The organism is Vibrio sp. 1641 (assembly GCF_033339995.1).
GTDB classification, from domain to species: Bacteria; Pseudomonadota; Gammaproteobacteria; order Enterobacterales; family Vibrionaceae; genus Vibrio; species Vibrio alginolyticus.
Window position 1 is genome coordinate 172,472 of the sequence record NZ_JAWOVP010000006.1, and the last position, 26,581, is coordinate 199,052.

Annotated in this window: 24 protein-coding genes; 17 read left to right on the top strand and 7 right to left on the bottom strand. The window is 43.8% G+C overall.

What is annotated here, in order from left to right; translation table 11 throughout:
• The first annotated feature begins 104 nt into the window (after positions 1–104).
• A complete protein-coding gene (locus tag R7Z47_RS14695) occupies positions 105–764 on the top strand; it encodes an NADPH-dependent FMN reductase (protein ID WP_054822993.1) in 660 nt (219 codons plus the stop codon).
• 111 nt (positions 765–875) lie between these two features.
• On the opposite strand, the gene grcA is transcribed toward R7Z47_RS14695, so the two are convergent.
• Positions 876–1,253, bottom strand: coding sequence for an autonomous glycyl radical cofactor GrcA (grcA, locus tag R7Z47_RS14700; protein WP_005381814.1), 378 nt, complete (start codon positions 1,251–1,253; stop codon positions 876–878).
• A gap of 326 nt (positions 1,254–1,579) precedes the next feature.
• Between grcA and nfo the strand changes: the two genes are divergently transcribed.
• The 3 genes from nfo to R7Z47_RS14715 all read left to right on the top strand — a co-directional run bounded on the left by nfo (position 1,580) and on the right by R7Z47_RS14715 (position 4,099).
• Positions 1,580–2,464 carry a deoxyribonuclease IV gene (gene nfo, locus R7Z47_RS14705; protein ID WP_151514426.1) on the top strand — a complete coding sequence of 295 codons (885 nt, stop codon included), beginning with the start codon at positions 1,580–1,582 and terminating at the stop codon, positions 2,462–2,464.
• A 289-nt stretch (positions 2,465–2,753) separates the two neighbouring features.
• Positions 2,754–3,434, top strand: a complete 681-nt coding sequence (gene ung, locus R7Z47_RS14710) for a uracil-DNA glycosylase (protein WP_005382846.1) — start codon at positions 2,754–2,756, stop codon at positions 3,432–3,434.
• Positions 3,435–3,547: 113 nt separating this feature from the next.
• Positions 3,548–4,099 carry a hemerythrin domain-containing protein gene (locus tag R7Z47_RS14715; RefSeq protein WP_005381807.1) on the top strand — a complete coding sequence of 184 codons (552 nt, stop codon included), beginning with the start codon at positions 3,548–3,550 and terminating at the stop codon, positions 4,097–4,099.
• A 236-nt stretch (positions 4,100–4,335) separates the two neighbouring features.
• Here the strand turns inward: R7Z47_RS14715 and R7Z47_RS14720 are convergent, their stop codons facing one another.
• Positions 4,336–4,521, bottom strand: coding sequence for a DUF3545 family protein (locus R7Z47_RS14720; RefSeq protein ID WP_005381805.1), 186 nt, complete (start codon positions 4,519–4,521; stop codon positions 4,336–4,338).
• A gap of 721 nt (positions 4,522–5,242) precedes the next feature.
• On the opposite strand from R7Z47_RS14720, the gene R7Z47_RS14725 reads away from it, so the two are divergent.
• Complete coding sequence (locus R7Z47_RS14725) at positions 5,243–6,676, top strand: alanine/glycine:cation symporter family protein (RefSeq protein WP_005381800.1); 1,434 nt, start codon at positions 5,243–5,245, stop codon at positions 6,674–6,676.
• A gap of 110 nt (positions 6,677–6,786) precedes the next feature.
• Positions 6,787–7,563, top strand: a complete 777-nt coding sequence (yaaA, locus tag R7Z47_RS14730; protein ID WP_005382848.1) for a peroxide stress protein YaaA — start codon at positions 6,787–6,789, stop codon at positions 7,561–7,563.
• 109 nt (positions 7,564–7,672) lie between these two features.
• Here yaaA and srmB read toward each other — a convergent pair whose 3' ends face one another.
• Together srmB and R7Z47_RS14740 are read right to left on the bottom strand one after the other, a co-directional pair.
• Positions 7,673–8,896, bottom strand: a complete 1,224-nt coding sequence (gene srmB / locus R7Z47_RS14735) for an ATP-dependent RNA helicase SrmB (RefSeq protein ID WP_005381797.1) — start codon at positions 8,894–8,896, stop codon at positions 7,673–7,675.
• 107 nt (positions 8,897–9,003) lie between these two features.
• A complete protein-coding gene (locus R7Z47_RS14740; RefSeq protein WP_053306891.1) occupies positions 9,004–9,723 on the bottom strand; it encodes a tRNA1(Val) (adenine(37)-N6)-methyltransferase in 720 nt (239 codons plus the stop codon).
• A 330-nt stretch (positions 9,724–10,053) separates the two neighbouring features.
• On the opposite strand from R7Z47_RS14740, the gene brnQ reads away from it, so the two are divergent.
• Positions 10,054–11,364: a branched-chain amino acid transport system II carrier protein gene (brnQ, locus tag R7Z47_RS14745; RefSeq protein ID WP_005381792.1), complete on the top strand. Its 1,311-nt coding sequence runs from the start codon at positions 10,054–10,056 to the stop codon at positions 11,362–11,364.
• 85 nt (positions 11,365–11,449) lie between these two features.
• Here the strand turns inward: brnQ and fldB are convergent, their stop codons facing one another.
• On the bottom strand, positions 11,450–11,968 hold the full coding sequence (fldB, locus tag R7Z47_RS14750; RefSeq protein ID WP_005381790.1) for a flavodoxin FldB: 519 nt from the start codon (positions 11,966–11,968) through the stop codon (positions 11,450–11,452).
• Positions 11,969–12,125: 157 nt separating this feature from the next.
• Between fldB and xerD the strand changes: the two genes are divergently transcribed.
• The 7 genes from xerD to R7Z47_RS14785 all read left to right on the top strand — a co-directional run bounded on the left by xerD (position 12,126) and on the right by R7Z47_RS14785 (position 20,857).
• Positions 12,126–13,043 carry a site-specific tyrosine recombinase XerD gene (gene xerD / locus R7Z47_RS14755; protein ID WP_005381788.1) on the top strand — a complete coding sequence of 306 codons (918 nt, stop codon included), beginning with the start codon at positions 12,126–12,128 and terminating at the stop codon, positions 13,041–13,043.
• Positions 13,044–13,102: 59 nt separating this feature from the next.
• A complete protein-coding gene (gene dsbC, locus R7Z47_RS14760) occupies positions 13,103–13,891 on the top strand; it encodes a bifunctional protein-disulfide isomerase/oxidoreductase DsbC (RefSeq protein WP_005381786.1) in 789 nt (262 codons plus the stop codon).
• Positions 13,892–13,934: 43 nt separating this feature from the next.
• On the top strand, positions 13,935–15,674 hold the full coding sequence (recJ, locus tag R7Z47_RS14765; RefSeq protein ID WP_017821504.1) for a single-stranded-DNA-specific exonuclease RecJ: 1,740 nt from the start codon (positions 13,935–13,937) through the stop codon (positions 15,672–15,674).
• A gap of 173 nt (positions 15,675–15,847) precedes the next feature.
• Positions 15,848–16,946, top strand: a protein-coding gene (gene prfB, locus R7Z47_RS14770; RefSeq protein ID WP_100068604.1) for a peptide chain release factor 2 whose coding sequence is annotated in 2 segments (ribosomal slippage) — positions 15,848–15,922 and positions 15,924–16,946 — 1,098 coding nt in all. Because the reading frame shifts where the segments join, the coding sequence is not laid out codon by codon here.
• A 34-nt stretch (positions 16,947–16,980) separates the two neighbouring features.
• Positions 16,981–18,498, top strand: a complete 1,518-nt coding sequence (gene lysS / locus R7Z47_RS14775) for a lysine--tRNA ligase (RefSeq protein ID WP_137281723.1) — start codon at positions 16,981–16,983, stop codon at positions 18,496–18,498.
• Positions 18,499–18,741: 243 nt separating this feature from the next.
• A complete protein-coding gene (vpsR, locus tag R7Z47_RS14780; RefSeq protein ID WP_262606813.1) occupies positions 18,742–20,076 on the top strand; it encodes a cyclic-di-GMP-binding transcriptional regulator VpsR in 1,335 nt (444 codons plus the stop codon).
• A gap of 529 nt (positions 20,077–20,605) precedes the next feature.
• The gene (locus R7Z47_RS14785; RefSeq protein ID WP_005381776.1) at positions 20,606–20,857 is read left to right on the top strand and encodes a hypothetical protein; all 252 of its coding nucleotides are present in this window, start codon (positions 20,606–20,608) and stop codon (positions 20,855–20,857) included.
• Positions 20,858–20,988: 131 nt separating this feature from the next.
• Here R7Z47_RS14785 and R7Z47_RS14790 read toward each other — a convergent pair whose 3' ends face one another.
• Positions 20,989–22,023: an NADP(H)-dependent aldo-keto reductase gene (locus R7Z47_RS14790; RefSeq protein WP_262606814.1), complete on the bottom strand. Its 1,035-nt coding sequence runs from the start codon at positions 22,021–22,023 to the stop codon at positions 20,989–20,991.
• 154 nt (positions 22,024–22,177) lie between these two features.
• Here R7Z47_RS14790 and R7Z47_RS14795 point away from each other — a divergent pair, with 154 nt between their 5' ends.
• Positions 22,178–22,489, top strand: coding sequence for a DUF6482 family protein (locus tag R7Z47_RS14795; protein WP_005381772.1), 312 nt, complete (start codon positions 22,178–22,180; stop codon positions 22,487–22,489).
• Positions 22,490–22,504: 15 nt separating this feature from the next.
• Here R7Z47_RS14795 and mutH read toward each other — a convergent pair whose 3' ends face one another.
• A complete protein-coding gene (gene mutH, locus R7Z47_RS14800) occupies positions 22,505–23,185 on the bottom strand; it encodes a DNA mismatch repair endonuclease MutH (RefSeq protein ID WP_005381770.1) in 681 nt (226 codons plus the stop codon).
• Positions 23,186–23,804: 619 nt separating this feature from the next.
• Between mutH and rppH the strand changes: the two genes are divergently transcribed.
• Positions 23,805–24,326, top strand: a complete 522-nt coding sequence (gene rppH, locus R7Z47_RS14805) for an RNA pyrophosphohydrolase (RefSeq protein ID WP_005381953.1) — start codon at positions 23,805–23,807, stop codon at positions 24,324–24,326.
• A 2-nt stretch (positions 24,327–24,328) separates the two neighbouring features.
• Entirely contained in the window at positions 24,329–26,575 is a 2,247-nt protein-coding gene (gene ptsP, locus R7Z47_RS14810; RefSeq protein WP_262606815.1) for a phosphoenolpyruvate--protein phosphotransferase, read from the top strand.
• Positions 26,576–26,581: the final 6 nt, after the last annotated feature.

The following is a 26,581-nucleotide window of genomic DNA, read 5'->3' on the forward strand; positions in this document are numbered from 1 at the left end:
ACGAGAGGTGAATGAGCAATCATTCACCTTTTTTATTGTCGGTAAGTTTTAACTCTCTTTATGATTGAGAAACGAACTTAACTAAATGAGATGGAAAGAGAAGCATGCATTTTTTGATTTTTCTAGGTTCGGTGAGAGACAGCACGCCACCAAGACCAGCCCGTTTAGGAATGCGAGTCAGTAGAGCGTGTGAAAAACTCATCGTGAGTCAGCATTCGCAACATACTGTCGAAATCATTGACCCATTGGACTATGACTTTGGCGATGTGTTTAAGCCCGAGTTTGCTTATCACCGCTCTAAAGTGCCAGAGCACCTAAGCGAGTTGGCAAACAAAATCAAACATGCCGATGGGTATGTGATGGTTAGCCCGGAATACAACCATTCGATGAGTCCAGCCTTGGCAAACATGCTTAACCATTTTGGCAGTTCGCTGTTTTCCTATAAGCCAAGTGCGATCGTGACCTACTCTGCTGGGCAATGGGGTGGTGCTCGTGCTGCAGTGTCGATGCGTACTTTCTTATCTGAGCTGGGGTGCTTGCCTGTGTCGGCAATGATCCATATTCCGAAAGCACAAGAGGTGTTTGATGAACAGGGCGTTGCTGCGGATGAGTCGGATCAGGTGCAGTGGGACAGCTATATGAATCGCACTATGTATCAATTGATTTGGTGGGCAGAAGGGGCGTCACTGCAAAGAGATAGGCTTGATCCAACCTCTTTAGCGCAAGCGTTTCAGAAAGATCCTTCGCAAAGAAATGCACCTTAGAGGCGAGTTGCTTTCCATTATAGAAAGGGTTTAGAAGGATTCTGAAACAAAAAAAGCTTGGTCATTGCTGACCAAGCTTTTTAAATTCTAGCGAGCTAGTTTACTGAGAGATTATAGAGTCTCAGTAAAAGTACGAGCGATTACATCACGTTGTTGCTCTGGAGTTAGCGAGTTAAAACGTACTGCGTAACCAGAAACACGAATAGTTAGTTGTGGGTATTTCTCTGGGTGTGCAACTGCATCTTCTAGTGTTTCGCGTTTAAGCACGTTCACGTTTAGGTGTTGGCCGCCTTCGATACGAGGAGCAGTTTCGATTGCAACTTCACGGCTTTCGTATTCACCTAGGTCGCTGATTGCGATAACTTGGTCTGCTTCGTAGCCAGCAGTTGCAGCAACACAGCGAGCTTCATTTTTTTCGCTATCTAATAGCCAGATAGAGTTTAGTAGGTCGTCGTTTGCCGCTTTTGTAATTTGGATACCTTGGATCATCACTATCTCCTAGACCACTTACGTGGTGATTATTGGTGTTAATTTTCGAATTTTCGTTGAGCTGAGTATTATATAGCTAATATCCACTATTTTAATATTGATTTAAGTCAAAAAACAACCAAAAACATTATTTTTATTAAGGTAATTTTATTGAGTTAAATCAATAAAACCTTTGAAAACAAAATAATTACAATTTATTTGATAATATAAAAAATATTTAATAACTGGTTTTGTTGTAAATTTACTACAAATTGAGATTAAAGTTTAAACTGGTTAACGCAACTATCTGTATTTAGGTAGCAATACTGAAAGTCTAAAGTGATTAAATGACAAACATGAAAAACAAGCTTGGGAATAAACTCATTGGTGCACATGTCTCTGCTGCTGGTGGGGTCGATCAAGCTCCGTTGAGAGCTCGTGAAATTGGCGCGAATGCCTTCGCACTATTTACAAAAAACCAACGCCAGTGGGTGGCGAAGCCTTTAGAAGCAAAAACCATCAGTGCGTTTAAAGCGAACTGTAAAATGCTGGGTTTCGGAGCAGAGCATATTCTTCCCCATGATTCTTATCTGATTAACTTGGGTGCGCCGGAAGAAGAAAAGCTGAATAAATCCCGCGCGGCATTTATTGATGAAATGGAGCGTTGTAATCAGTTGGGGCTGACTTTGCTTAACTTCCATCCGGGTAGTCACCTAAAGAAAGTCTCTGAACAGGAGTGCCTCGCGATGATCGCCGAGTCGATCAATCTTGCGCATAAAGCGGTGCCGAATGTGATCGCTGTTATCGAGAATACGGCAGGTCAAGGCACTAACTTAGGCTGGAAGTTTGAACACCTTGCTGAAATCATCGAGCAAGTGGAAGATAAAGATCGTGTCGGCGTTTGTATTGATACCTGCCATACCTTTACGGCTGGTTATGACTTACGTACAAAAGAAGATTGCGAGCGCACCTTTGCAGAGTTCGACCGTATCGTAGGTATGCACTATTTAAGAGCAATGCATCTAAATGATTCAAAAGTAGAGTTTGCCAGCAAAGTAGATCGCCACCATTCTCTTGGTAAAGGAGAGATCGGGTGGGATTGCTTTGAGTACATCGCGAAAGACCCTCGTTTTGATGGTATCCCTCTGATTTTAGAAACAATTGATCCAGATATTTGGCAGCAAGAGATCAACACGTTGCGTCAATTCCATTTAGCGGCCATTGACAGTTAATGGCGTAACCACAAAGTTGGCACCTTTCTTTCTTAGTCATTGAACATCAATCTCTGAATTAGCAAAGAAGGATGCCAACATGTCTCGACCATTCTCTTTTACTCCTTATACTTACACTCGTCGTGTGCTTCGCTTACCGATGCCTAATCGTCACATTACCGGACAGGGGCATTTTCGAACGCCACAGAAGCATTAGTCTTTTATTACTTGTCTCAAGTTCGTGGTAAGTTTTTGTTTGTTTGAGTTTCGCTCGTTAGAATAGAAGCAAAATTTAGGACAGGAACTTTCCATGAATCAGTCACCCACTTGGCACGATGTGATCGGCGAAGAGAAAAAGCAGAGCTACTTTGTAGACACCTTGAATTTTGTTGAAGCCGAACGCGCCGCAGGCAAAGCTATTTTTCCTCCCGCAAAAGATGTCTTTAACGCGTTTCGTTTTACCGAGTTCAAAGACGTTAAGGTCGTGATTCTAGGACAAGACCCATACCACGGCCCAAATCAGGCGCATGGCCTGTGTTTCTCTGTACTTCCTGGCATTAAAACGCCACCGTCACTGGTTAATATGTATAAAGAGCTGGCGCAAGATATTGAAGGTTTCCAAATCCCTCAGCATGGTTTTTTGCAAAGCTGGGCTGAACAAGGCGTATTGTTACTCAATACGGTATTAACGGTGGAGCAAGGTAAAGCGCATTCACATTCAAAGACAGGTTGGGAAACGTTTACTGATCGAGTGATTGAAGCCATTAATCAGCATCAAGAAGGTGTAGTGTTCTTGCTGTGGGGTTCACATGCACAGAAGAAAGGTCGTTTTATCGATCGCAATAAGCACCATGTGTTAGCTGCCCCACACCCATCGCCACTTTCTGCACATCGAGGCTTTTTCGGTTGTAAGCATTTCTCTCAAGCAAACCAGTTGCTTACATCACAAGAAAAAGCACCAATTAACTGGCATTTGCCATTAACGGTATAAATGAAGAGACAGCGATCATGGATGCTATGATCGCTGTTTTTTTGAGCATGCTCGAGGCTGATAGTAAATTTCTCATGTACACTTACTAAAAGTAGGTGTTAAGGAGAGACGCTATGATGATCGAAAGAATTCGACGCGAACATGGTTATATGGTTCGTCTGTTGGCGATACTGCGCCATAAGCTTAATGAGATAAAAAAAGAACGTGTAATCAACTATGCGTTAGTAAGCGAGATTGTTGATTACCTCTCTAATCATTCGGAGAAAGTACACCACCCGAAAGAAGATATCCTCTATCACCACTTTCTTGAACACTATGGTAAGCAACAAACCATGGAAAATTTAGAGAAAGAACATCTAGAGTTAGCGAGTAAAACCAGAGAGTTTTCATCCGTGATAGAGATGATCCTTCAGGATGCTGTTGTGCCACAAGACATGTTTGTCGCTCACCTAGAAGATTTCATAGAATCGCAAAGGCACCACTTGGAGCTAGAAGAGCGAAAAATTTTGCCTCTCATTGAAGAGTTATTTACCACAGAAGATTGGCAGCATGTCGAGAGCTTATGGAGCGTCAGTGAGGATGATCCTGTGTTTGGTGACACGATTGCTGATCGTTATAAGCAGTTGGCCGAACGTGTTCGTCAAAGTGATACTGAGTATGTTTAAGCCTGAGTGATGAAACCTGAGCGAGCGAAAGCCGTCTCTCGGGTTTGTGAGATACATTTCTTATTTATTGGGAATCAACCGAAAATTTAGTGTGCATATTTCTCGGCAAAAAGTACGGAAGATTCTCATTCAGTAATAATGGTATTCATACTTAAACCTTGGTACATAAACTCACGGTGTTTACGGTCACTGTAAACAAAAAACAAAAGGCACCTGTAAGGTGCCTTTTGTTTGAATTAGAGTTTAATGTCTTCCAAGTTATAATCGGTACAGACATCAAGTTCGCGCAGCTCTTTAAGCAAATTGCGTCTGTCGTTCATCTCTTCTATTTCACGCCACTTTCGCTTTACTGGTTTGGCACGAGATTTGGTTGTTGAGGTAGTATCCAGATTAAAAATGTCATCTAGTTGAAAGCCTTCCATAAGCCACCTTTACCTTTCTTAAGCTAAACTGTTGTAACCAGTCCTTGTGGAGTTTTTTAAGTACCACAATAGCCGTGAGAATAACCATGATATATTTCGCATTTGTGTCGGTAGCATGACATTTTCGTGCAAAAATATTCTCAAAATCACACTTTTTATTGCAACGATGTGGATAAAAAATGCACAAACGATCTCAAGAAAACGATTAAATAGAGAGATTTTCTATGTTAATTCGATTTGATGAATGGGTGCACTGCGCAAAGGTTAAAGTTGCATAAAATCAGTTTGATGAAATAGTGTTCAATTAGATGGTAAGTCACTAGCGTAAATTTATGTAACACCTTGTGAATACTAGCTTGTTCTTGTTTATACGGTTTGCCATTCCATTTAATGAAAAATAATTATTTATGTTGGTGTTTGGTAATTGAAATGTTGCGCAGTTTGAGTGTTAAGTCTTCTATTTATGTTATTTTTTGGTGACTTTATAGTGAAAAATAACAATGTTATTCTTGTTGTTGCATATTGATTTTTGCGCTCCTAGGTTGCATTATCCGCCCGTCAAAAAATACGCTGGTACGTAAAATGGATGCATGAAGCGACGTTTACGATTCTAGATTGCCCATAAACATTACTTAAAAAGCTAAGCACACTTTGACACTTAGCAGGCAATTTGGTGGATGGCTAGGACGCATAGACTGGCGCAACTCACTTTGAGGTACACATGACAGACTTAATCAATTTGATGAACGATCTCCTCTGGGGCTCGATTCTGGTTTATCTTCTTGTTGGTGTTGGTATTTACTTCACCGTTCGATTAGGGTTCATTCAGTTCCGCCATTTCGGCCACATGTTCTCTGTTCTTAAGAACAGCCGTAAAGCAGACAAAGCTGGTATTTCCTCTTTCCAAGCGCTTTGTACTAGTCTTGCTGCACGTGTCGGTACAGGTAACATGGCGGGCGTTGCAGTTGCATTGACTGCGGGTGGTCCTGGTGCGATCTTCTGGATGTGGCTGATTGCAATGCTTGGTATGGCAACATCGTTTGCCGAGAGCACACTGGCGCAGCTATACAAAACCAAAGATGATGATGGCAACTACCGTGGTGGCCCTGCCTACTACATGGAAAAAGGCCTGGGCATGCGTTGGATGGGCGTGTTGTTCTCAGTTTTCCTAATCATCGCTTTTGGTTTGGTATTCAACGCCGTACAAGCTAACTCAATTGCCAATGCAATGAGCAACGCATTTGGTTGGAATAACCTGTATGTTGGTATTGCCGTTGTTTTACTGTCTGCAATTGTTATTTTCGGTGGCATCAAGCGTATCGCAAGAGTTGCTGAGATGATCGTTCCGATCATGGCACTACTTTATCTAGCCCTAGCGCTGTTCATCATGTTCTCTAACCTAGAGAAATTACCTGATGTATTGATGCTTATCTTTAAGAGTGCATTTGGTCTGCAAGAAGCAGCAGCAGGTGGTCTTGGCTACGCAATTGCACAGGCAATGATTAACGGTATCAAGCGCGGTCTATTCTCGAATGAAGCAGGTATGGGTTCTGCACCTAACGCGGCAGCTTCAGCAACACCTTACCCACCACACCCAGCGTCTCAAGGTTACGTACAGATGCTAGGCGTGTTCATGGATACGATCGTTATCTGTTCTGCAACAGTGGCTATCATCCTGATGTCTGGTGAGTATGTCGGTCAAGCAACAGAAGTGACGGGTATCGAGCTAACTCAGCGAGCATTGAGCTCACAAGTTGGCGATTGGGGCGGCATCTTTGTTGCTGTGGCAATCTTCTTCTTTGCGTTTACTTCAATCATTGCAAACTACTCGTATGCTGAAACGAACTTAATCTTCCTAGAGCACAATCATAAAGCGGGCTTAAGCATTTTCCGCGTTATTGTTCTTGGTATGGTGATGTTTGGTGCACTAGCTTCGTTACCAGTCGTATGGTCGCTTGCTGACGTCTCTATGGGTCTGATGGCGATAGTCAACTTGGTGGCGATCATCTTGCTATCTGGCATCGTGATTAAACTGGCAAAAGATTACAACCGCCAGCTTGGTGAAGGCAAAGTGCCAACATTTGATGCGAATGACTTCCCAGAGCTGAAATCTCAGCTTGAAGAAGGCATTTGGTACAACGATAAAAAAGACTAAGTGAGCTATCACTCATAGTTGAAAGCTATTAGTACGATGTAAAAAGCCATGCAGACAATGCATGGCTTTTTTTGTACCCTATTAAAAACAAAATTAGAGAAGGGAAAGTCATGCTTATCGTAGTTTCTCCAGCGAAGACTCTTGATTACGAGTCTCCGTTAGCGACAGAAAAATTTACTCAACCTGAGTTGGTCGAATACTCAAAAGAGCTTATCGATGTTTGCCGCAAACTGACTCCTGCTGATGTTGCCTCTTTAATGAAAGTGAGCGACAAGATTGCCGATTTAAATGTGGGCCGATTCCAAGAATGGAGTGAAACGTTTACCACGGAAAACTCACGACAAGCCATTCTTGCATTTAAAGGTGACGTTTACACAGGTCTAGACGCCGAAAGTTTATCTGAAGCGGACTTCGAATATGCTCAAGATCATCTGCGTATGCTATCGGGTCTTTATGGCTTACTAAAACCACTTGATTTGATGCAGCCATACCGTCTTGAAATGGGTACCAAGCTTGCAAACGACAAGGGTACGAACTTGTACCAGTTTTGGGGCAATGTAATTACGGACAAGCTTAACGAAGCGATTTCTGCTCAAGGTGATAATGTCCTTATCAACCTTGCATCAAATGAATACTTTAAAGCGGTTAAGCCAAAGAATTTAGATGCGCAAGTGATCACGCCAGTATTCAAAGATTGTAAGAATGGTCAATACAAGGTCATCAGTTTTTACGCGAAGAAAGCGCGCGGTATGATGGCGCGTTACATCATTGAAAACCGTGTTGAGAGCGTGGCAGACCTGACTAAGTTTGATACGGCGGGTTACTACTTTGTGGAAGATGAATCGACGCCAACAGAGTTAGTATTTAAACGTGAAGAGCAAAAATAAAGCTGATTGAGACGTAGTCTACGTTAATCTCTATCAGCACAAACGAAAAAGGGTTGGCATTGCCAACCCTTTGTTATTTTCTAGCTTGAGCTACTTGGCTCCAACAAGATTACTTCTTCTTAGCGGTTTTCTTTTTCGCTACTTTTTTCTTGTCGTCTTTTTTCTTTTTCTTCTTAAACACAGGCTTTTTGTGTTTAGGACGCATCTCTTTCACGAAACGCTCTTTGATGTCTTCTTTCACGTAGCGCGCAACGCGATCCATCATTGGTTGGTCGTGTGCTTCTACGATTGAGATAGCGTTACCTTTCTTACCTGCGCGAGCCGTACGGCCGATACGGTGAAGGTAAACATCAGCCGTGCGCGGCATGTCGTAGTTGATAACGTGTGATACATCCGGAAGATCGATACCACGCGCAGCAACGTCCGTCGCTAGCAGCACGTTCACAGTACCATCGCGGAAGCGAGAAATCGCATTGTTACGACGATCTTGCGGCATTTCACCTTGAATCCAAGAACATGGAATCTGTGCACTTTCAAGCTGCGCTCGTAGCTCAGCCAAACGCTCACGAGTCTTTAAAAAGACGATAGTGCGCTCAGCTTGCTGAGTAATAATGTGTTTTAGTAATTCCAGTTTGTGTTCAGCATCATCAGCTCGGTGATACCACTGAGCAATTTTCTTACGCTCACGCAGCGGTGATTTTGCATCAATCTCTGCTGGGTCATTCAACAGATCAGCGGTAAAGCCTTCTACGCCTTTCCCTTCTAACGTTGCTGAGAACAGAAGGGTTTGCTTACGCCAGCGACATTCGTTAGATAGGCGATCGACAGTAGGAGCAAAACCCATATCTAGCATACGGTCTGCTTCATCAAGGATTAACCATTCGATTGCACGACAATCAAAACGTTCTGCATCAATGTATTCTTTTAAACGGCCAGGTGTCGCAACCACAATGTCTTGTGTTGTTGCAAGGATGTCGGCGTGCTCTTGGTACTGAACACCACCAGTGATGGTGAAAATGTTGAGTTTGGTATTTTTTGCCAAAGCACGTGCTTGATCGGCAATTTGCATCGCCAGTTCGCGAGTAGGCGTTAGGATCAAAATACGCGCAGGCCCAGGCTTACGACGAGGGAAGTCTTGCAAGTATTGCAATGCTGGCAGGACGAAGGCGGCCGTTTTACCAGTTCCTGTTGGCGCTGACGCTAGAATGTCACGACCGTCCAACGCTTGTGGAATCGCTTCTGCCTGAATTTTTGTTGGGCGTTCGTAACCCATCTCTTCAATGGCTTCAAGTAGGTTTTGGTCTAGATCAAGTTCAGCAAAGGTTCTGATCACAATGAGTTCTCCACAAGCAAAGCTTGGTTAATGGTTCGCCACAACAGCATAGAATACAAAAAGGTCGCACATTATAAAGTGATTGGTGATAAGGATCACATGTTATTTCACATCTTAAGATAAAACTCGCGGGTTAACTGGATGAAATCATCACTATAGCCGTCATTTGAACGGATAATTAAATGTGACGTCTGCAAATCGCAAGGTCGTTTTGACAGTTCAAATAACAATCGGTGTACTGGTTTCTTTTCTGATGGTTGCACACGACAGATCCTCGATAGATACCAACCTTGGTTTAATGCTAGCTCAATGAACTGCTCGCCTTCGGTGATTGGCAAAACAAAACTAGCTCTCCCTTCGTCATCAAGCAAATGATAGCAACGCTGTAGCAATGCGTTATGGCCTAGCGTATCAGTGTGCCTCGCGGTTGCACGTTGACTGTGTTTCGATTGCTCGCCGCTGTTGAAGTAGGGCGGGTTACAAATGATGCGTTGGAATGGATGTGTCGGCGTAAAGTGCAGTATGTCGGTGTGATGCACACTTACACGATCTGACCAAGGAGACTGGGCCATATTTTTTTGCGCGGCAGCAACGGCTGTTAATTCGATATCGACCGCGGTTATTTGAGCTTCTGTAAAGCGTTGAGCACACATCAGGGCAAGCAGGCCAGTGCCAGTGCCAATATCGAGAATTTTAGCGTCGTTAGGGCTTTGAATCCAAGCACCAAGCATTACCCCATCTGTGCTGACTGGCATACCACTCTCGCCGCCCTCAATACAAAATTGCTTAAAATTGAAACCTTTAGTTTTCAGTTTTTTGTTCTTCATGATTGTTTTATATTTGCTCAATAATTAAGTGGATTACTCTATTGTTTATTAATTGTATAGATTGTTGTTTTGTTGGTTATTAAATTGTATTGTTAATTGATCGAGATAAAGAACTGGTCTGTCATTTGGATCTGGTTATATCCACTGCTTTTAAGTTTGAAAACTAAATTAATATGGTGTTTTTTTCTTAAAGGTTGCCAAATGATGAGTCTTTCGTCATTATGCGGCGAAAATTTTATAGATTGAACCACGTGTACTTATTGACTTTAGGTATACAAAAAGTGGTCTAAGCATACACAACATTCATTAATTAAAAGACAAGGGTTATCTGTGAAGCAGACGTTAAAACTAACAGATATTATCGCAGTAGGCTTTATGCTATTTGCGTTCTTTTTAGGTGCGGGCAATATTATCTTTCCACCTCTAGCGGGTCAGTTAGCGGGTGAAAACTTAATGCCAGCTATGTTTGGTTTCTTGCTAACAGCGGTAGGTCTACCTCTTATTACTATCGTTGCTATTGCTGTTGCTGGTGGTTCTTGGGATCACTTGACGCAAGACCTTCCGAAAAAAGCGGCAGTTCTTATGGCTGCACTGATTTTCATCATCATTGGTCCAGCGTTTGCAGCGCCTCGTACAGGCCTAGTGGCTTACGAGATGGCGGTGAAACCTTTCTTCCTTGAGGCGTCACAAACGCATCTGACAGCGTTCTCAGTGATCTTCTTTATCGCAGCGATGATGTTCTCATGGTTCCAAGGCCGTTTGATCGATCTTATCGGTAAAGTACTGACACCAGCATTGTTCGTTGGTTTGATCATTCTTGCTGTCGCTGTCTTCCTTGATCCTCAGGGCGATATGATTGGCGCGCACGGTGAATACCTAACGCAGCCTCTGACCAAAGGCTTCTTAGAAGGCTACAACACAATGGATACATTCGCGTCATTGATGTTTGGCATGCTGATGGTTGACGCACTACGCGGTAAAGGCATTACTGAGCGCTCTGCAACTACTAAATATCTGATCTATGCAGGTTGTATTGCCGCTGCTGGTCTTGCGTTTGTTTACATCTCACTATTTTACTTAGGTGCGACGAGTGCAACGGTTGCTGCTGGTGCTGATAATGGTGGCCTAGTGCTTAGCCAATACGTTCAAGCGTTGTTTGGTCCATACGGTCAAATCGTTCTGTCTGTCATCGTATTGCTAGCGTGTCTGACAACCGCGATTGGCTTGATTTCTGCGTGTTCAGATTTCTTCAGCTCGAAAACACCACTGTCATACAAGCAATGGGTACTGATTAATGGTTCTGTTTGTGCATTGGTTGCAAACGTTGGTCTTGCGCAGCTGATTTCTCTGTCAGTGCCAGTATTGTTTGCGCTGTACCCTGTGGCGATTGCGTTGGTTGCACTAACATTTGTGCGTAGCAAACTGCCGAATCCACGCTTTGCTTACCGTGCAGTACTGCTTGTATCTCTGCTGTTTGCGTTGGTTGATGCGGCAAAAGTATCGGGTATTGATGTTTCTGCGTTTAACATGTTGCCATTATTCGAAGTCGGCATGGGTTGGGTGCTTCCAACATTTGCGGCTATCGTGTGCATGTTCTTCATCGCGAAACCTCGCCCAGAGCTAGCACAAGAAACCGCGTAATCACTTCGCGTTATCAAGATAATAAAAAGCCCGATGAATTACTTCATCGGGCTTTTTACTTTTTAATGATGACGTGTTTGCGCTATTAAAGCGTGTCGTGGAATTCCACAAGAACTTGTTCACACCATTTTTCGATGCGTTCATCACTCAGTTCGTACTGTGAGTCTTCATCTAACGCAAGTCCAACAAACTTGCTGCCATCTTCGATCAATGCTTTCGATGCTTCAAATTCGTAGCCTTCATTTGGCCAGTAACCGATAAAGGTTGCGCCTGTGGCTTGCAATTCATCGTGAAGTAAGCCCATCGCATCTAAATACCACTCTCCGTAACCTTCTTGGTCACCCAGACCAAACAGCGCTACAACTTTGCCTTTCAGTGGTGTGGTCGCGATGTCTTGCCAAATCGCGTTCCAATCTTCTTGAATTTCACCAAAATCCCAAGTTGAGATGCCAAGGAGTAATAAGTCGTAGTCCGCCATTAGTGATAACGGTGTCTCTTTCACATTGTGAATGTCGACAAGGTCTTCACCAATAAGGGTACGAATTTTCTCTGCTGCCATTTCGGTGTAGCAGGTCGTTGAGCCGTAAAAGAGTCCGATTTTCATTATATTCGTCGTTATTTGTGTTGCTGTTGTGGAAGATTCTAACCATAAATTGAGGAAGATTGCAGCGAATATCCTATGTGGGATGATTTTTTATGGTATTGGATTGGCAGGTGCTTTAATCTAAATACTGTAAATATAAACAGATAAGGAAGCATTCATGACGGCACAACAGCCTGTCAATCAACAAGATTTTTCGCTTGTTGAGCAATTCTTAGATGCGATGTGGATGGAGCGTGGCCTATCAGAGAACACGTTGGCTTCCTACCGAAACGATTTAATGAAGCTGCTCGTGTGGATGGAAAAACATCGATACCGTCTTGATTTTATCAGTTTGTCTGGCTTGCAAGAATATCAAAGCCACCTTGTAGATTTAGATTACAAACAGACGTCTCGTGCGCGTATGTTGTCGGCGATTCGCCGTTTATTTCAATACCTGCATCGTGAGAAGGTGCGTGCTGATGACCCGAGTGCGCTCTTGGTTAGCCCTAAACTGCCACAACGTTTACCCAAAGATATTAGTGAAGAGCAAGTGGACGCGTTGCTCGAAGCGCCAGACCCGAATGACCCTATAGAATTGCGCGATAAAGCGATGCTAGAGCTACTCTACGCGACAGGGTTGCGTGTGACAGAGCTCGTCAGTTTGACCATGGAAAATGTTAGCTTGCGCCAAGGGGTGGTGCGCGTGACTGGTAAAGGTGGTAAAGAACGCCTGGTTCCTATGGGGGAAAACGCGGTCGATTGGATCGAGACGTTCATTCAACAAGGGCGCCCTGCGTTACTTGGTGATACATCATCTGATATTGTTTTTCCTAGTAAACGCGCAAGACAAATGACTCGTCAGACGTTTTGGCACCGTATTAAGTACTATGCTTTGATAGCAGGGATTGATACTGATCAGCTGTCGCCGCACGTACTGCGGCATGCCTTTGCCACGCATTTATTGAACTATGGCGCAGATCTCAGGGTCGTACAGATGCTTTTAGGACATAGTGACTTATCGACCACGCAAATTTATACTCACGTGGCGACTGAACGATTGAAGCAGATCCACAGTCAACACCACCCAAGAGCGTAACAATGGTTAGATTCATCCATGTCTTCTTGGAAAAACGATTTTACATTAAGGTGAATTTCATGAGCGTATTACGCCGACTAACTCTGCTGACTTTACCATTTTTTGTTACCGCTTGTGGTGCAGAAGAAAGTCAGGCTCAAACGGAGACTCCTGCGCAACAAGTGGCGCCAGCTGCACAAAGCGGCTTTGATGAAGCAGCATTAAAAACTAAGTTCTCAAAGCTTGGTTTATCTATCGTTGATATTCAACCATCAGACGTCGCTGGCTTATTGGAAATTCAAACCAATGGCGGGATCCTGTTTGCTTCAAATGATGGTAGCCATTTTATCGCTGGTACGCTTTATGCCATTAATGATGATGGCAGTTACAAAGATGTCATAGCAGAGCGTCAAGCGCCGCTTAACGCCGAGAAAATTGCGCAGTTCTCCGATAGCATGATCGAATACAAAGCCGACGATGAAAAGTATGTTGTGACCGTATTCACAGATATCACCTGTGGTTACTGTGTGCGTCTGCATAGCCAAATGCAAGGCTATAATGATCTAGGTATTACAGTGCGTTACATGGCTTACCCTCGCCAAGGTGCAACTGGCCCTGTGGCAGAGCAAATGGCAACGATTTGGTGTGCTGAAGATCCGGCGTCGGCAATGCACAACGCGAAAGTGAATCGTACATTTGATAACCCTGCGAAAGACTTGAAACAGTGTAAAGAAACCATCCAGGCGCATTACAATCTAGGTCGCCAATTGGGTATTTCTGGTACGCCAGCAATCTTCTTACCGAATGGCGAAATGGTTGGTGGCTACCTACCACCTGCAGAGCTATTGAAACGTTTAAAGCAACTATAATCCTTTAGGAGCAGAGCCGGCAAAGTTGTCGGCTCTTTCAAGCATGATAGAAATTCAACGACGTCCTGAACCAGATCTTTCCCTTCTTCCTGATTCCATTCCTCCGATTCTTAAACGTATCTACATCAACCGTGGGATAACGGATCTTTCACAATTAGAAACGTCGGCCCGTGGGTTGCATTCATATCAAAAACTCGGGGGGATTGAGCAAGCTGTCGATCTTTTGTTTCAGGCGATAAAAGAACAAAAACGCATCATCGTTGTCGGTGATTTTGACGCTGATGGTGCGACAAGCTCAGCATTATCAGTACTCGCGCTGCGTATGCTTGGTAGTCACAATGTGGATTACTTAGTGCCAAATCGTTTTGAAGACGGTTATGGGTTAAGTCCAGAAGTCGTTGACCAAGCCTTAGAGCTTGGCGCTGAGATGATCATGACGGTGGATAACGGCGTCTCATCAATCGAAGGTGTGCGTTACGCAAAAGAAAATGGCATTACCGTGCTCGTTACCGATCACCACTTGCCAGGACAAGTGTTGCCTGATGTGGATGCAATGGTGAACCCAAACCTTGAGAGCTGTAGCTTTCCATCTAAAGCGCTTGCGGGGGTGGGGGTCGCGTTTTATCTCATGATGGCACTATGCGTTCATATGCGAAAACACAATTGGTTTGCAGAACAGGGGATGCAAGAGCCCAAGTTGATGGAACTGATTGACCTTGTTGCACTGGGTACCGTCGCCGACGTCGTTCCATTGGATGAAAACAACCGCATTCTTGTACACCAAGGTTTGCAACGTATTCGTGCGGGCAAAGCGCGTCCCGGCATCCAAGCGTTAATTGAGGTCGCTAAGCGCGATGCGCGTCGTTTAGTTGCGTCCGATTTTGGCTTTGCTTTAGGTCCACGTATTAACGCAGCAGGTCGTCTTGATGACATGTCTTTCGGTGTTGAACTGCTGATGTGTAACAACATCCACGCAGCTCGTCGCATGGCAAGTGAATTGGATGGCTTGAACCAGACTCGTAAAGAGATTGAAGAAGGCATGAAGCAAGAAGCGATGGCTTTCTGTGAGCGCCTTCAGTTTGGTGAAGGCAATGAGCTTCCTTATGGCTTAGCCTTATTCCAACGTGATTGGCACCAAGGTGTGATTGGTATTTTGGCTTCGCGCATTAAAGAGAAGTTTCATCGTCCAGTCATTGCATTTGCTGATGGTGGAGAAGGGACGATTAAAGGCTCGTGTCGTTCTATTCCGGGGCTACACATGCGCGATGCGTTGGATTTCATCGACACGCAAAACCCGGGTTTGATCATCAAGTTTGGTGGACACGCCATGGCAGCAGGCTTAACGATTAAAGAGCAGGATTTTGAGCGTTTCAGTCGTTTGTTTGATGAAGTGGTAAAAAAGGAACTCGATGAAGCGGCGCTAAAAGGCGTGATCATGTCAGATGGCGAACTTAAGCCGGAAGAGTTCTCTATGCATGTTGCTGAACAGCTGCGATCGGGTGGCCCTTTTGGACAAGCTTTCCCAGAGCCAATCTTTGATGGTGAGTTTAAAGTACTGCATCAAAAGCTGGTGGGTGAGAAGCATCTTAAATTGATGTTAGAGCCGCTTTATAAAGGTCACCCTACCAATGTGATGATCGACGGTATCGCATTCAATGTTGATCTACGTCGATGGCCAGATGCATCGGTTAAAACAGTACGTCTCGCGTATAAGCTGGATGTGAATGAATTTCGTGGTAATCAATCATTGCAATTGATGATCGACCATATCGAAGCTAAGTAATACCTAGATCAACCTTTCTTATAGAGTACGGTTGCCCCTAAGTGGGCGTAAAATTTTATGACCGTGCTCTCTCTCACCGCAATCTGATTTCTCATCCGAAATTTTCCTGTATCTCGGTCACATTTTTCAGTAGAATTTCTCGGTTAAATTCTATTCTAAAATGTTGAGTAAACATGTTTGAAATCAATCCAATTAAAAACCGTCTGCAGGACGTGTCTCAGCGCACAAATGTCCTGAGGGGGTATCTTTGACTATGACGCGAAGAAAGAGCGTCTAGAAGAAGTCAACGCAGAACTTGAACAACCAGATGTATGGAACGAACCTGAGCGTGCGCAAGCACTGGGTAAAGAGCGTGCATCACTAGAAGCGGTTGTTGAAACCATTGATCAACTAGAGCAAGGTGTGGAAGATGTAGAAGGTCTTCTTGAGCTGGCTGTAGAAGAAGAAGATCAAGAAACATTTGACGAAATTGAACCAGAACTTGCTGAGTTGGAAGAGAAGCTAGAAAAGCTTGAATTCCGTCGTATGTTCTCTGGAGACCACGATAGCTCTGATTGTTACATCGATTTGCAAGCTGGCTCTGGTGGTACAGAAGCACAAGACTGGACTAACATGCTGCTGCGTATGTACCTACGTTGGGCAGAAGCGAAGGGCTTCAAAGCTGAAGTGATTGAAGTCTCTGAAGGTGAAGTCGCGGGTCTTAAGTCGGCAACAGTTCGCATCTCTGGTGAGTATGCGTACGGTTGGTTACGCACTGAAACGGGCGTTCATCGTCTTGTTCGTAAATCTCCGTTCGATTCAGGCGGTCGTCGCCATACGTCATTTGCTTCTGCGTTCATCTATCCAGAGATTGATGAAAACATCGACATCGACATTAATCCTTCCGACCTACGTATTGACGTTTACCGTGCGTCAGGCGCAGGTGGTCAGCACGTAAACACCACAGAATCTGCGGTACGTATTACGCACGTACCTACGAACACAGTGGTTCAGTGTCAGAATGACCGTTCTCAACATAAGAACAAAGATCAGGCAATGAAACAGCTTCGAGCGAAGCTATTTGAGCTTGAATTGCAAAAGCAAAATGCGGAAAAACAAGCTAATGAAGACGCTAAGTCTGACATTGGCTGGGGTAGCCAGATCCGTTCTTACGTATTGGATGACTCACGTATTAAGGACCTCCGTACGGGCATTGAAAACCGTAATACTCAAGCGGTTCTTGATGGCGATCTGGACAAATTTATTGAAGCTAGCCTGAAATCAGGTCTATAAAGCTTTTCACCGACAAAAACAGGATACATCGAAAATGACTGATGCTGTTCAAAACGAAACTGTACTAGAAGAAAATAAGCTGATTGCTGAACGCCGCGCTAAACTGGATGCAATCCGAAAGAGCTGCAAAGCGAACGGCCATCCAAACGACTTCCGTCGTGACACACTAGCGGGCGACCTTCAGAAAGAGTTCGGTGAAAAGACGAAGGAAGAGCTAGAAGAGCTTAACCACGTAGTAGCAATCGCTGGCCGTATCATGGCTAAACGTGGTCCATTCTTGGTAATTCAAGAAACTTCTGGCCGTATCCAAGCTTACGCTGACAAAGCGGTTCAAAAAGTACTTAAAGAAAAATACCAAGGTCTAGATATCGGTGACATCATCGGTGTTAAAGGTGCACTTCATAAGTCTGGTAAAGGTGACCTATACGTGAACATGGAAGAGTACGAGTTGCTAACCAAAGCACTACGTCCACTTCCAGAGAAGTTCCACGGTCTAACTGACCAAGAGATGCGTTACCGCCAACGTTACGTTGACCTGATCGTTAACGAAGACTCTCGTCAAGCGTTTGTAGTACGTTCTAAAGTCATGTCTGCAATCCGCAACTTCATGATCTCTAAGCAGTTCATGGAAGTTGAAACGCCAATGATGCACGTTATCCCTGGCGGTGCGAGTGCGCGTCCATTTATCACGCACCACAACGCACTAGACATGCCAATGTACCTACGTATCGCGCCAGAGCTATACCTGAAGCGTCTAGTTGTTGGTGGTTTTGATCGCGTATTCGAAATCAACCGTAACTTCCGTAACGAAGGCCTTTCTCCACGCCACAACCCAGAATTCACAATGATGGAATTCTACATGGCGTACGCAGACTACAAAGATCTGATGGACCTAACTGAAGAACTACTAAGCTCAGTGGCGCAAGAAGTTCTAGGTTCAACGTCAATGCCTTACGGTGATGAAACGGTTGAGTTTGGTGGTACTTACACTCGTATGAGCATGTTCGAAGCAATCAAGCACTACAACCCAGACCACGCGCAAATCCAAGCGCTAACAGAAGAAGACCTACAAAACCGTGATCTAATGGTTTCTATCGCGAAATCTGTTCACGTTGAAGTAGAACCTTTCTGGACATGTGGTCAGCTTCTTGAAGAGATCTTTGGTGAAACAGCAGAACCTAAGCTAATGCAGCCTACGTTCATCACTGGTTACCCAGCAGATATTTCTCCGTTGGCTCGTCGTAGCGATGATAACCCGTTCTTTACAGACCGCTTTGAGTTCTTTATCGGTGGCCGTGAAGTAGCGAACGGTTTCTCAGAGCTTAACGATGCTGAAGACCAAGATGCACGCTTTAAAGCACAGGTTGAAGCGAAAGAGTCTGGTGACGACGAAGCAATGTTCTACGATGCAGACTACATCACTGCTCTAGAGCACGGCCTACCGCCAACAGCAGGCCAAGGTATCGGTATCGACCGTTTGGTTATGCTACTGACTAACACGCACACTATCCGTGACGTGATCCTATTCCCTGCAATGCGCCCGCAAGCGTAATTCGATAGGATGAGTAAAAAACCACCTTCGGGTGGTTTTTTTTTGCCTTTTAGTTAAGTTAATTCAAGTTGTTGCATTTGCCTTTTAATGGGATATGCAAATAAACATTCGCCAAATCTCAATCTATTGCATAGTCTTAATACTGAGACAGACGTGAGGGGGCGGAGTCTCGATAATGTTACCCGCTCGCAAAGATAAGTTTGTGGCACAAAATTTCTATTAACAATGAAAAAGGGTTAGAGAATGGCTGGGCAGTTTAAGATGGATTCCATCCCGGGATCGCTTGTGGTAGTTGGCGGTACTTATGAGCCTTGGTTATCGGTACTGGAGCAAGTGGGCTGGAAGTGTCACCAAGTAGGTGATTTACGCAAAGCTAATACGCTGTTAGAAGATATTGGTCCATGTATCGGTATTGTTGATCTCAGCCATGACGAGTTCAGCTTGAATGGTTTGGCGAACTTAGTCAGCTCTCACAAACACGTACGTTGGTTAGCGTTTATTCGTGAATCTCAGCTTGGCACTGACACCATATGCCAGTTCATTGTTAACTTTTGTATCGACTTTTTCACAGCGCCGATCCCAGATGCACAGTTATTAAGCACAATAGGTCACCAGCTTGGCATGCTTAAGTTGGAGAAAAAAGTTTGGCCTAGTTTTGGTAGCAGTTTAGATATGGGTCTGATCGGTGAATCTATCCCGATGAAACGTTTACGCGATCAAGTGAAGCGCATTGGTCCAACGGACGTCAGCATTCTGATTTCTGGGGAAAGTGGGACTGGTAAAGAGGCGGTTGCTAGGGCCATCCATAAAGTCTCTTCACGCTCTCATAAACCGTTTATGGCAATTAACTGTCGCGCACTCAATGAACAACGTTTCCAAGCTGAAGTATTTGGTATTAACGCCGATGAAGATATGGAAGCATGCCTGCTTGAACAAGCAGATGGTGGCACCGTGTTGTTTAATGACATTCTTACCATTTCAAAAGAGCAGCAAATGAATCTGCTGAGATTCTTGCAAGAAGGCACCATTGATACCAAAGATTGCGTAAAAGCGGTTAACGTACGCATTCTTGCTGCTAACTCGTCAGATGTTGAAAAAGCTTTGATTGACGGTGACTTCAATGAAGAACTTTACCATTACATCAACGTTCTGCGCATCAATGTCCCTAGCTTGAAAGAACGTGCGAGTGACATCGCATTGCTGGCTCGTTTCTACTTACAAGAGTTCTCAAAAGAGTACAACTCGCAAGCAAAAAGCTTTTCTGAGGATGCATTCAAGGCACTGACACGTTATTTCTGGCCTGGAAATGTGCGTGAGCTGATGAACCAAGTGAAGCGAGCGGTATTAATGTCCGACAGCGTAATGATTGAAGAGCATCACTTAGATTTACCTCAACGTAATGACTCAAAGCGCAGCTTGAAATCAATCCGAGAGAAGAGTGAACGTGATGCGTTGCTGGTTGTTTTGGAATCTCATTCTGGTCAAGTTTCAAATGCGGCGAAAGAGCTCGGAGTTTCGCGTGCAACCATGTATCGACTACTTAATAAACATAACTTGATTTCCGAACAAGCCATGTAGTTGGCCTTTCCCTGTGTCAAATAGGCGAATAAATACAATAAAAGAGAGTGGCCACAGAGCCGCTCTTTTTATTTTTTGTTTGGTTTGATTTATAAAATCCGTAAATTTATATATTCCTCAGGTGAATATGTTATACATAAAAGTATATGAAACTAAATTGCGGTGTATTGATTTGTTTTTAATCAAAAAGGCAAAAAATGTTTGATATATATTCATCAAAGCTTACAATTTAACCGTAACTCAATGAGTTATACCTTTCATAAACGGATTAATTTTTAGCTAGGAGGCGCAAGATGAAACATTACGTTGTTAACACCACTGCTTGCGCTGATCGTATGCCTATCGCTCCGATAACCCTTAAATCGGATGATACCAATACCACTGGCTCACAAGATAAAAATTAATCCGTAACCTATCATATTTATTACTAGGCTGCGGGAAAGTAGCGGCTTAGTATCAACAGAATATTTCTGTTCATTTTACGCACTATTTTTCCCAGTCGAATACATCGATAATCGGAGAAAATATTATGCGTCACTCTATTTACTTACAATTGGCCACTTTGCTATTGAAAGCAGACCTTAAACGCGAAGAAAAGCAATGGCAGCGTACCATACGCCGAACTGCTCATGATATTCCATGGACGAATGTTCATCTATTGAGGGATATTGGTTTAGATCGCGATGGTCGTTCTACACGTGCCAATGTTCCGGATGCAGTAAAAGTTGAACGTCGAGTTCGTCACCTTCGTCGAGTCTTAACGTCGCGAATAATGACGTAATCGTTAGCGTGTTGGGCTGACTGAGTTGCTAACGAGTCATTCAACACGCTTAACTTTTTATATGAAGTATGACTTCATTGGATAAACAGCTGATCTTGAAGATCAGCTGTTTTCGTTTGAAGGTGGTACTGTTAAGGGCAAGGATTCGAGTAAGTTGTACCTATTGCTTGAATTTCAGTAAGTAGTTCGTCGCTAAGTTGCAAATCAATACTGTCGATATTGGCTTTTAATTGGTCTAGGTTTGTTGCTCCGATAATGTTAGAAGCAACAAATGGACGCTGATTGACAAACGCGAGCGCCATTTGTGCAGGGTTTAGACCATGCTCTTGAGCTAAATTGACGTAAGCTTCGGTCGCTTTAACACCTTGCGGAGTGAAGTAGCGCGCAAAACGCTCCCACTTAGTGCATCGAGCGCCTTCAGGTTTTGCCCCGTTTAGGTATTTACCACTCAGGCAGCCAAATGCCAAAGGAGAGTAGGCAAGTAACTGAACGCCTTCGTAATGGCTGATTTCAGACAAGCCAACTTCGAAGCTGCGGTTCAATAAGTTATATGGGTTTTGAATGGAGACAATTCTTGGCAAATCGTGTTTTTCTGCCAAACGCAATAGCGACATCACACCCCACGGCGTCTCGTTGGATACGCCGATATAGCGCACTTTACCTGCATTCACTAATTCAGTAAGCGCTTCCAACGTTTCAATTAACGTGACTTCTTCTTGTTTGTCAGGGTATGGGTAGTTGAGTTGACCAAAGCAGTTGGTTTGACGCTGCGGCCAATGCAGTTGGTACAAATCGACATAATCGGTTTGTAGACGATTAAGGCTGTCATCAATTGCTGTATGGATGTGGCGACGATTAAGGCTCATGTTGTCTCTAATGTGAGGAACATTGCGAGGGCCTGCCACTTTTGTTGCCAGTACTACTTTCTCTCTTTTGCCGCTTTTTGCTAACCAATTACCGATGTATTGCTCGGTGAGCCCTTGTGTTTCCGAGTTTGGCGGTACAGGGTACATCTCTGCGGTATCGATGAAGTTCACCCCATGATCGAGGGCAAAGTCGAGCTGTTCAAAGGCGTCCTTTTCTGTGTTTTGCTCGCCAAACGTCATAGTGCCGAGGCTGATTTTACTGATCTCAAGTGATGAGTGCGGTAGTTTTGTGTATTGCATATCACGTCCTTGAAGAGTTACCGACTAAATAAGTGACTCCAATATAGGGGATTTGTAGCCGCAATCGCAAATGATTTACGTATAAAGGAAGAGCAAACTCGAAAGCTACAGTTAGCCTAACTACACTTAAATGATCGTGTGAAGGAGGTATGTTATGCAGAAGCATCAATTGGACATGTGGCTACATGGTCCACATAAAGATACTTATAAAACTCCCAAAGTATTTGTGATTGGGTGTTCTGATGTCTCTGACTATCTTTTAGCTGTGGAGTACAAGCATCAACTTGAGCCGATTAAAGACGGTGAAGACCCGATACATTTTGGCTCTCTAGACTTAGTAAAAGAAGAACTATTGAGGCTAGGGGTCGATAAAGCGTATTTAAGGCTGCGCAATGCGTATGACGAATGTGGCACTGAAGAGGCAGCCTCATACTGCGATATTGAGTTATCGCTCGTGACGCACTAAATAGCTGATATAGTTTTATTCTGGTTGAGTGTTAATGTAGTGCTTGAGTAAGATCTGTTCAGTAAACTGTGTTCTAAGGTAAAAGCCTCGGGGCAGAGTTTTCATCGGCTTACCATTTGAGTTGTATGCTTCGGTGAGCGCTTTTGCATTTGCGGCTTTAGGGCGAAGATGCAGCGCTTCTCCGTGTCTGGCGGAAATTTGATCAAATCTTCCCAAGACGATCATCTCCATTAACTCTTCCCAGTCATTTCGCAAAATCCGCTCTTCTTCTTCATCTGGTGACCAAATGAGTGGACTGCCCACACGTCTTTCAGGGAGTGGGATTTCTCGTTCTCCTTCTACGGGTACCCAAAGGACACGAGATAGCTTGTTTCGAACATGACTTGTTTCCCATGTAAGACCATGAACGCCAGTGAGGGGCGCCACAGAAACAAAGGTTGTTTCTAAAGGTTTGCCAGAGTAACTGATCGGAATACTTTTCAACTCGATCCCTAGTTTTGCGAAATCTTGTTGAGGTTTACTGCCAGCTGGAGCGCCCAAGTGCCATTCGAGTAATTGACCCACCCAACCTTTATCACGTTTTAAGTTTTCAGGAACAATCATATTCGCCTCGGCGGCCAACTCAGCAAAACTGAGTCCTGCCATATCATGCGCTCGTTCCAATAGCTCTGCTTCTGTTTGTGGTTCTGGTTTCATAGTTACAAGGTGGTATTACAAAAAATATAGTTTATCAAACTCCGACCAAATCTACTGTTTAAGATTTCACCGAGGCGGTGTAAGAACGATCAATTCATAACTTATCCACAGGTGGAGGAGGTATTGATAAGATCCTGACGAGGTCTGTATGAATAAACAGGGGTTAAAATGCATTTTTGGGGTTGATTTTGTTGTAATCATCTAAACGAATAGCAGGTGAGTGTGGATAAATAGCCTGTTGGTGGATCTTTGACCGATCTGAGTTTGGTGAAAAGATCATCAAGAAACTGAAGATCGAATTATCGTTATTTTTAAAAATAAATGCTTTTTTATCAATATTTTATGTTTGTTTTTTTGTTTCTTCATTTGTTTTGCTTTTGATGGGATTGAACTGAATTACTCATTTGAATTGAATTCTTCACAAAGTTATTCACAGAAAAGGTGAATAAATGTGGGCAATGTCTCACTCTTGTGTTGATAAGGTATGGTTTGATTAAAAGATATCCAAAAATGGTGAAAAGGTAATAAATCTTGCTCATATCACATCAGTAAGTTTGCTAGTAATGGGGATATGTGGAAAAATCACGGTAATAAAAAATTTATTCATAGAGGTTAGCCAGTGATAGATGGCGATGGTTACCGACTTAATGTTGGTATTGTGATATGTAATAACCATGGTCAGGTCTTCTGGGCTAAACGATACGGGCAACACTCATGGCAATTTCCACAAGGTGGGATTGACGAAGGTGAAACCCCTGAACAAGCCATGTTCAGGGAGTTATACGAAGAAGTCGGTTTAACGAAAAAAGACGTTAAGATCATTGCAACAAGTCGTCATTGGTTAAGATATAAGCTACCAAAGCGATTGGTGCGTTGGGACTCCAAGCCTGTTTGTATCGGCCAAAAACAGAAATGGTTTCTGCTGAGATTAGAATGCGATGAGTCTCGCATTAATATGCAACGCGGAAAATCCCCTGAATTTGATGGTTGGCGCTGGGTAAGTTACTGGTATCCAGTTAGGCAAGTTGTTTCTTTCAAGCGAGATGTTTATCGACGAGCGATGAAAGAATTTGCATCCTTAGCCATGCCTTTTCGAGAGAGAAAAGCGAAAGGGAAAAGAAAAAAGCAACGTAGAGGATAATCATGCTCAGTCAGCTAAGGGAAATAGTTGAGAAAGTCTCCAGGGTCGATGATGTGCATCTGGCACTCGATATATTGGTGAAAGAGACTTGTGCTGCCCTTAGTACTGAGTGCTGTACTATCTATCTTGCTAATGAAGAAATGCAGCGCCTTGAGTTAATGGCAACTCAAGGCCTTATTTTTGAAGGTGATAGTATTCATATCAACTTCAATGAAGGCTTGGTTGGGTTGGTAAAACGAAGCGCTGAACCCCTTAACCTTGCCGAAGCCTCAAAACACCCCGAGTTCAAATTCTTTCCTCAACTCGGCGAACAGATTTACCACTCTTTTTTAGCTACTCCAATCATTCATCGTAAACAAGTTTTAGGTGTGTTGGTGATCCAACAAAAAACGCCGCGCTTGTTTAGTGAAATGGAAGAATCGTTTCTTGTTACTTTATCCGCTCAGTTAGCGGTGCTCATTGCACATGCGCAGAATCTTGGGCATTGGCAGTTAGCATCTAAACCCACGGTATTAAAAGGTTTGCCTGCGTCTACTGGTGTCGCGATTGGAGAGTTTTGGTTCGACAATACCCAGCCGAGTTTATCGGATATTTTCCCTTCGTCCACGTTAGATAAGGAACGCGAGCACGAGACACTACTGGTGGCCATAGAGCGAGCGTTAAATGACTTTCGCCGTATGCGGAAAAAACTGGACAGTGAAATCAACAAAGATGCTCTGGCGATCTTCGATCTGTTTACTCACTTACTGAATGATCCGATGCTTCGCGGTGATTTGAAGAAGCAGATTGAAAAAGGAGACAGGGCAGACTGGGCGTTACGCCAAGTTGTAGAGTCATACTCGAATCGATTTGCCAGAATGTCGGATGTATACATGCGTGAAAGAGCGCAAGATATCCGAGAGTTAGGGCAAAGGCTGCTCTATTTTCTGCACAACAGCGAGCAAGAAAATTCTGCAATTGATCGTCCCATTATTTTGGTGGCGAATGAACTCACTGCCACCTTGCTCGCTTCTGTACCTAAAGAGTTCTTGTTAGCCGTCGTATCATTAGAGGGAGGCGCAAACTCTCACGCTGCCATTTTATCTCGAGCTCTTGGGGTCCCTGCAGTCATGGGCGCCAACATTAATCCGGATGTGGTGAATGGCAAACTCGGGATAGTCGACGGCTATACGGGTGAGATCTTCTTAGAGCCAAACCGCCAGTTGTTGCGAGAGTATCGCAGCTTAGTAATCGAAGAGTCTGAATTGTTTGCCATGGTAAACAAGGACCTCGCACTCCCTGCGGTTACGCAAGATAATCACCATATCGAAATTATGCTGAATGCGGGACTCAGTGCAGACAGTAATATTGCCATCAACACAGGTGTTGATGGTGTTGGGTTGTACCGAACTGAGATTGCATTTTTACTTCAGCATCACTTTCCTTCGGAAGATGAGCAGTATCATCAATACCAAGCAATACTTAACAGCTATCCGAATCAACGAGTAGTGATGCGTACTTTGGATATTGGTGGTGACAAACCTTTGCCGTATTTGCCCATCGAAGAAGATAATCCGTTTCTAGGCTGGCGTGGCATTCGTTTTACATTGGATCATCCAGACATTTTCTTGATCCAGCTGCGTGCAATGTTAAGAGCGAGTGCAGAAAGCGGAAACTTAAGTATCTTATTGCCAATGGTGTCAGGGGTAAAAGAGCTAGACGATGCCATTAGCTTGATTAATCAAGCTCACAGCGAAGCCGTTTTGCTTGATGATAGAATTCAATTCCCACAAATTGGGGTCATGATTGAAGTACCATCGATGGTGTATCTGTTGCCAACGATTGCTCACCGTGTTGATTTTGTTTCTGTCGGGACAAACGATTTAACTCAGTATTTATTAGCGGTAGATAGGAACAATTCGCGCGTAGCGGATGTCTATGAATCTATGCATCCTGCGGTACTGTTAGCGCTTAAGCAAATCCATGAGGTGTGTGATAAATATCAGGTGCCCGTGTGTATTTGTGGTGAGCTAGCGGGTGATCCATTTGGCGCTCTTCTCTTACTTGGGTTAGGGTATACCAGTTTGAGTATGAACACCTCCAACGTGGCTAAGGTGAAATATTTGATTCGTCATAGTCAACAAGAAGAATTAGAAAAATTAGCGGAGCAAGCAATGACAAAGTCCTATGGGGAGGACATTCATCAAATGATGCATGACTTCTTCATTCAACAGGGCTTTGCGGGCTTTATCCGTGCAGGTAAAAAGTAGGAAATC

Coding starts and splice junctions, on each gene's coding strand:
- nfo (WP_151514426.1), top strand. CDS start 1,580: ATGACAAACATGAAAAACAAGCTTGGGAATAAACTCATTGGTGCACAT.
- lysS (WP_137281723.1), top strand. CDS start 16,981: ATGACTGATGCTGTTCAAAACGAAACTGTACTAGAAGAAAATAAGCTG.
- vpsR (WP_262606813.1), top strand. CDS start 18,742: ATGGCTGGGCAGTTTAAGATGGATTCCATCCCGGGATCGCTTGTGGTA.
- ptsP (WP_262606815.1), top strand. CDS start 24,329: ATGCTCAGTCAGCTAAGGGAAATAGTTGAGAAAGTCTCCAGGGTCGAT.
- grcA (WP_005381814.1), bottom strand. CDS start 1,253: ATGATCCAAGGTATCCAAATTACAAAAGCGGCAAACGACGACCTACTA.
- R7Z47_RS14715 (WP_005381807.1), top strand. CDS start 3,548: ATGATGATCGAAAGAATTCGACGCGAACATGGTTATATGGTTCGTCTG.
- R7Z47_RS14695 (WP_054822993.1), top strand. CDS start 105: ATGCATTTTTTGATTTTTCTAGGTTCGGTGAGAGACAGCACGCCACCA.
- R7Z47_RS14785 (WP_005381776.1), top strand. CDS start 20,606: ATGCGTCACTCTATTTACTTACAATTGGCCACTTTGCTATTGAAAGCA.
- fldB (WP_005381790.1), bottom strand. CDS start 11,968: ATGAAAATCGGACTCTTTTACGGCTCAACGACCTGCTACACCGAAATG.
- R7Z47_RS14720 (WP_005381805.1), bottom strand. CDS start 4,521: ATGGAAGGCTTTCAACTAGATGACATTTTTAATCTGGATACTACCTCA.
- mutH (WP_005381770.1), bottom strand. CDS start 23,185: ATGAAACCAGAACCACAAACAGAAGCAGAGCTATTGGAACGAGCGCAT.
- R7Z47_RS14740 (WP_053306891.1), bottom strand. CDS start 9,723: ATGAAGAACAAAAAACTGAAAACTAAAGGTTTCAATTTTAAGCAATTT.
- ung (WP_005382846.1), top strand. CDS start 2,754: ATGAATCAGTCACCCACTTGGCACGATGTGATCGGCGAAGAGAAAAAG.
- yaaA (WP_005382848.1), top strand. CDS start 6,787: ATGCTTATCGTAGTTTCTCCAGCGAAGACTCTTGATTACGAGTCTCCG.
- xerD (WP_005381788.1), top strand. CDS start 12,126: ATGACGGCACAACAGCCTGTCAATCAACAAGATTTTTCGCTTGTTGAG.
- recJ (WP_017821504.1), top strand. CDS start 13,935: ATGATAGAAATTCAACGACGTCCTGAACCAGATCTTTCCCTTCTTCCT.
- dsbC (WP_005381786.1), top strand. CDS start 13,103: ATGAGCGTATTACGCCGACTAACTCTGCTGACTTTACCATTTTTTGTT.
- R7Z47_RS14795 (WP_005381772.1), top strand. CDS start 22,178: ATGCAGAAGCATCAATTGGACATGTGGCTACATGGTCCACATAAAGAT.
- R7Z47_RS14725 (WP_005381800.1), top strand. CDS start 5,243: ATGACAGACTTAATCAATTTGATGAACGATCTCCTCTGGGGCTCGATT.
- R7Z47_RS14790 (WP_262606814.1), bottom strand. CDS start 22,023: ATGCAATACACAAAACTACCGCACTCATCACTTGAGATCAGTAAAATC.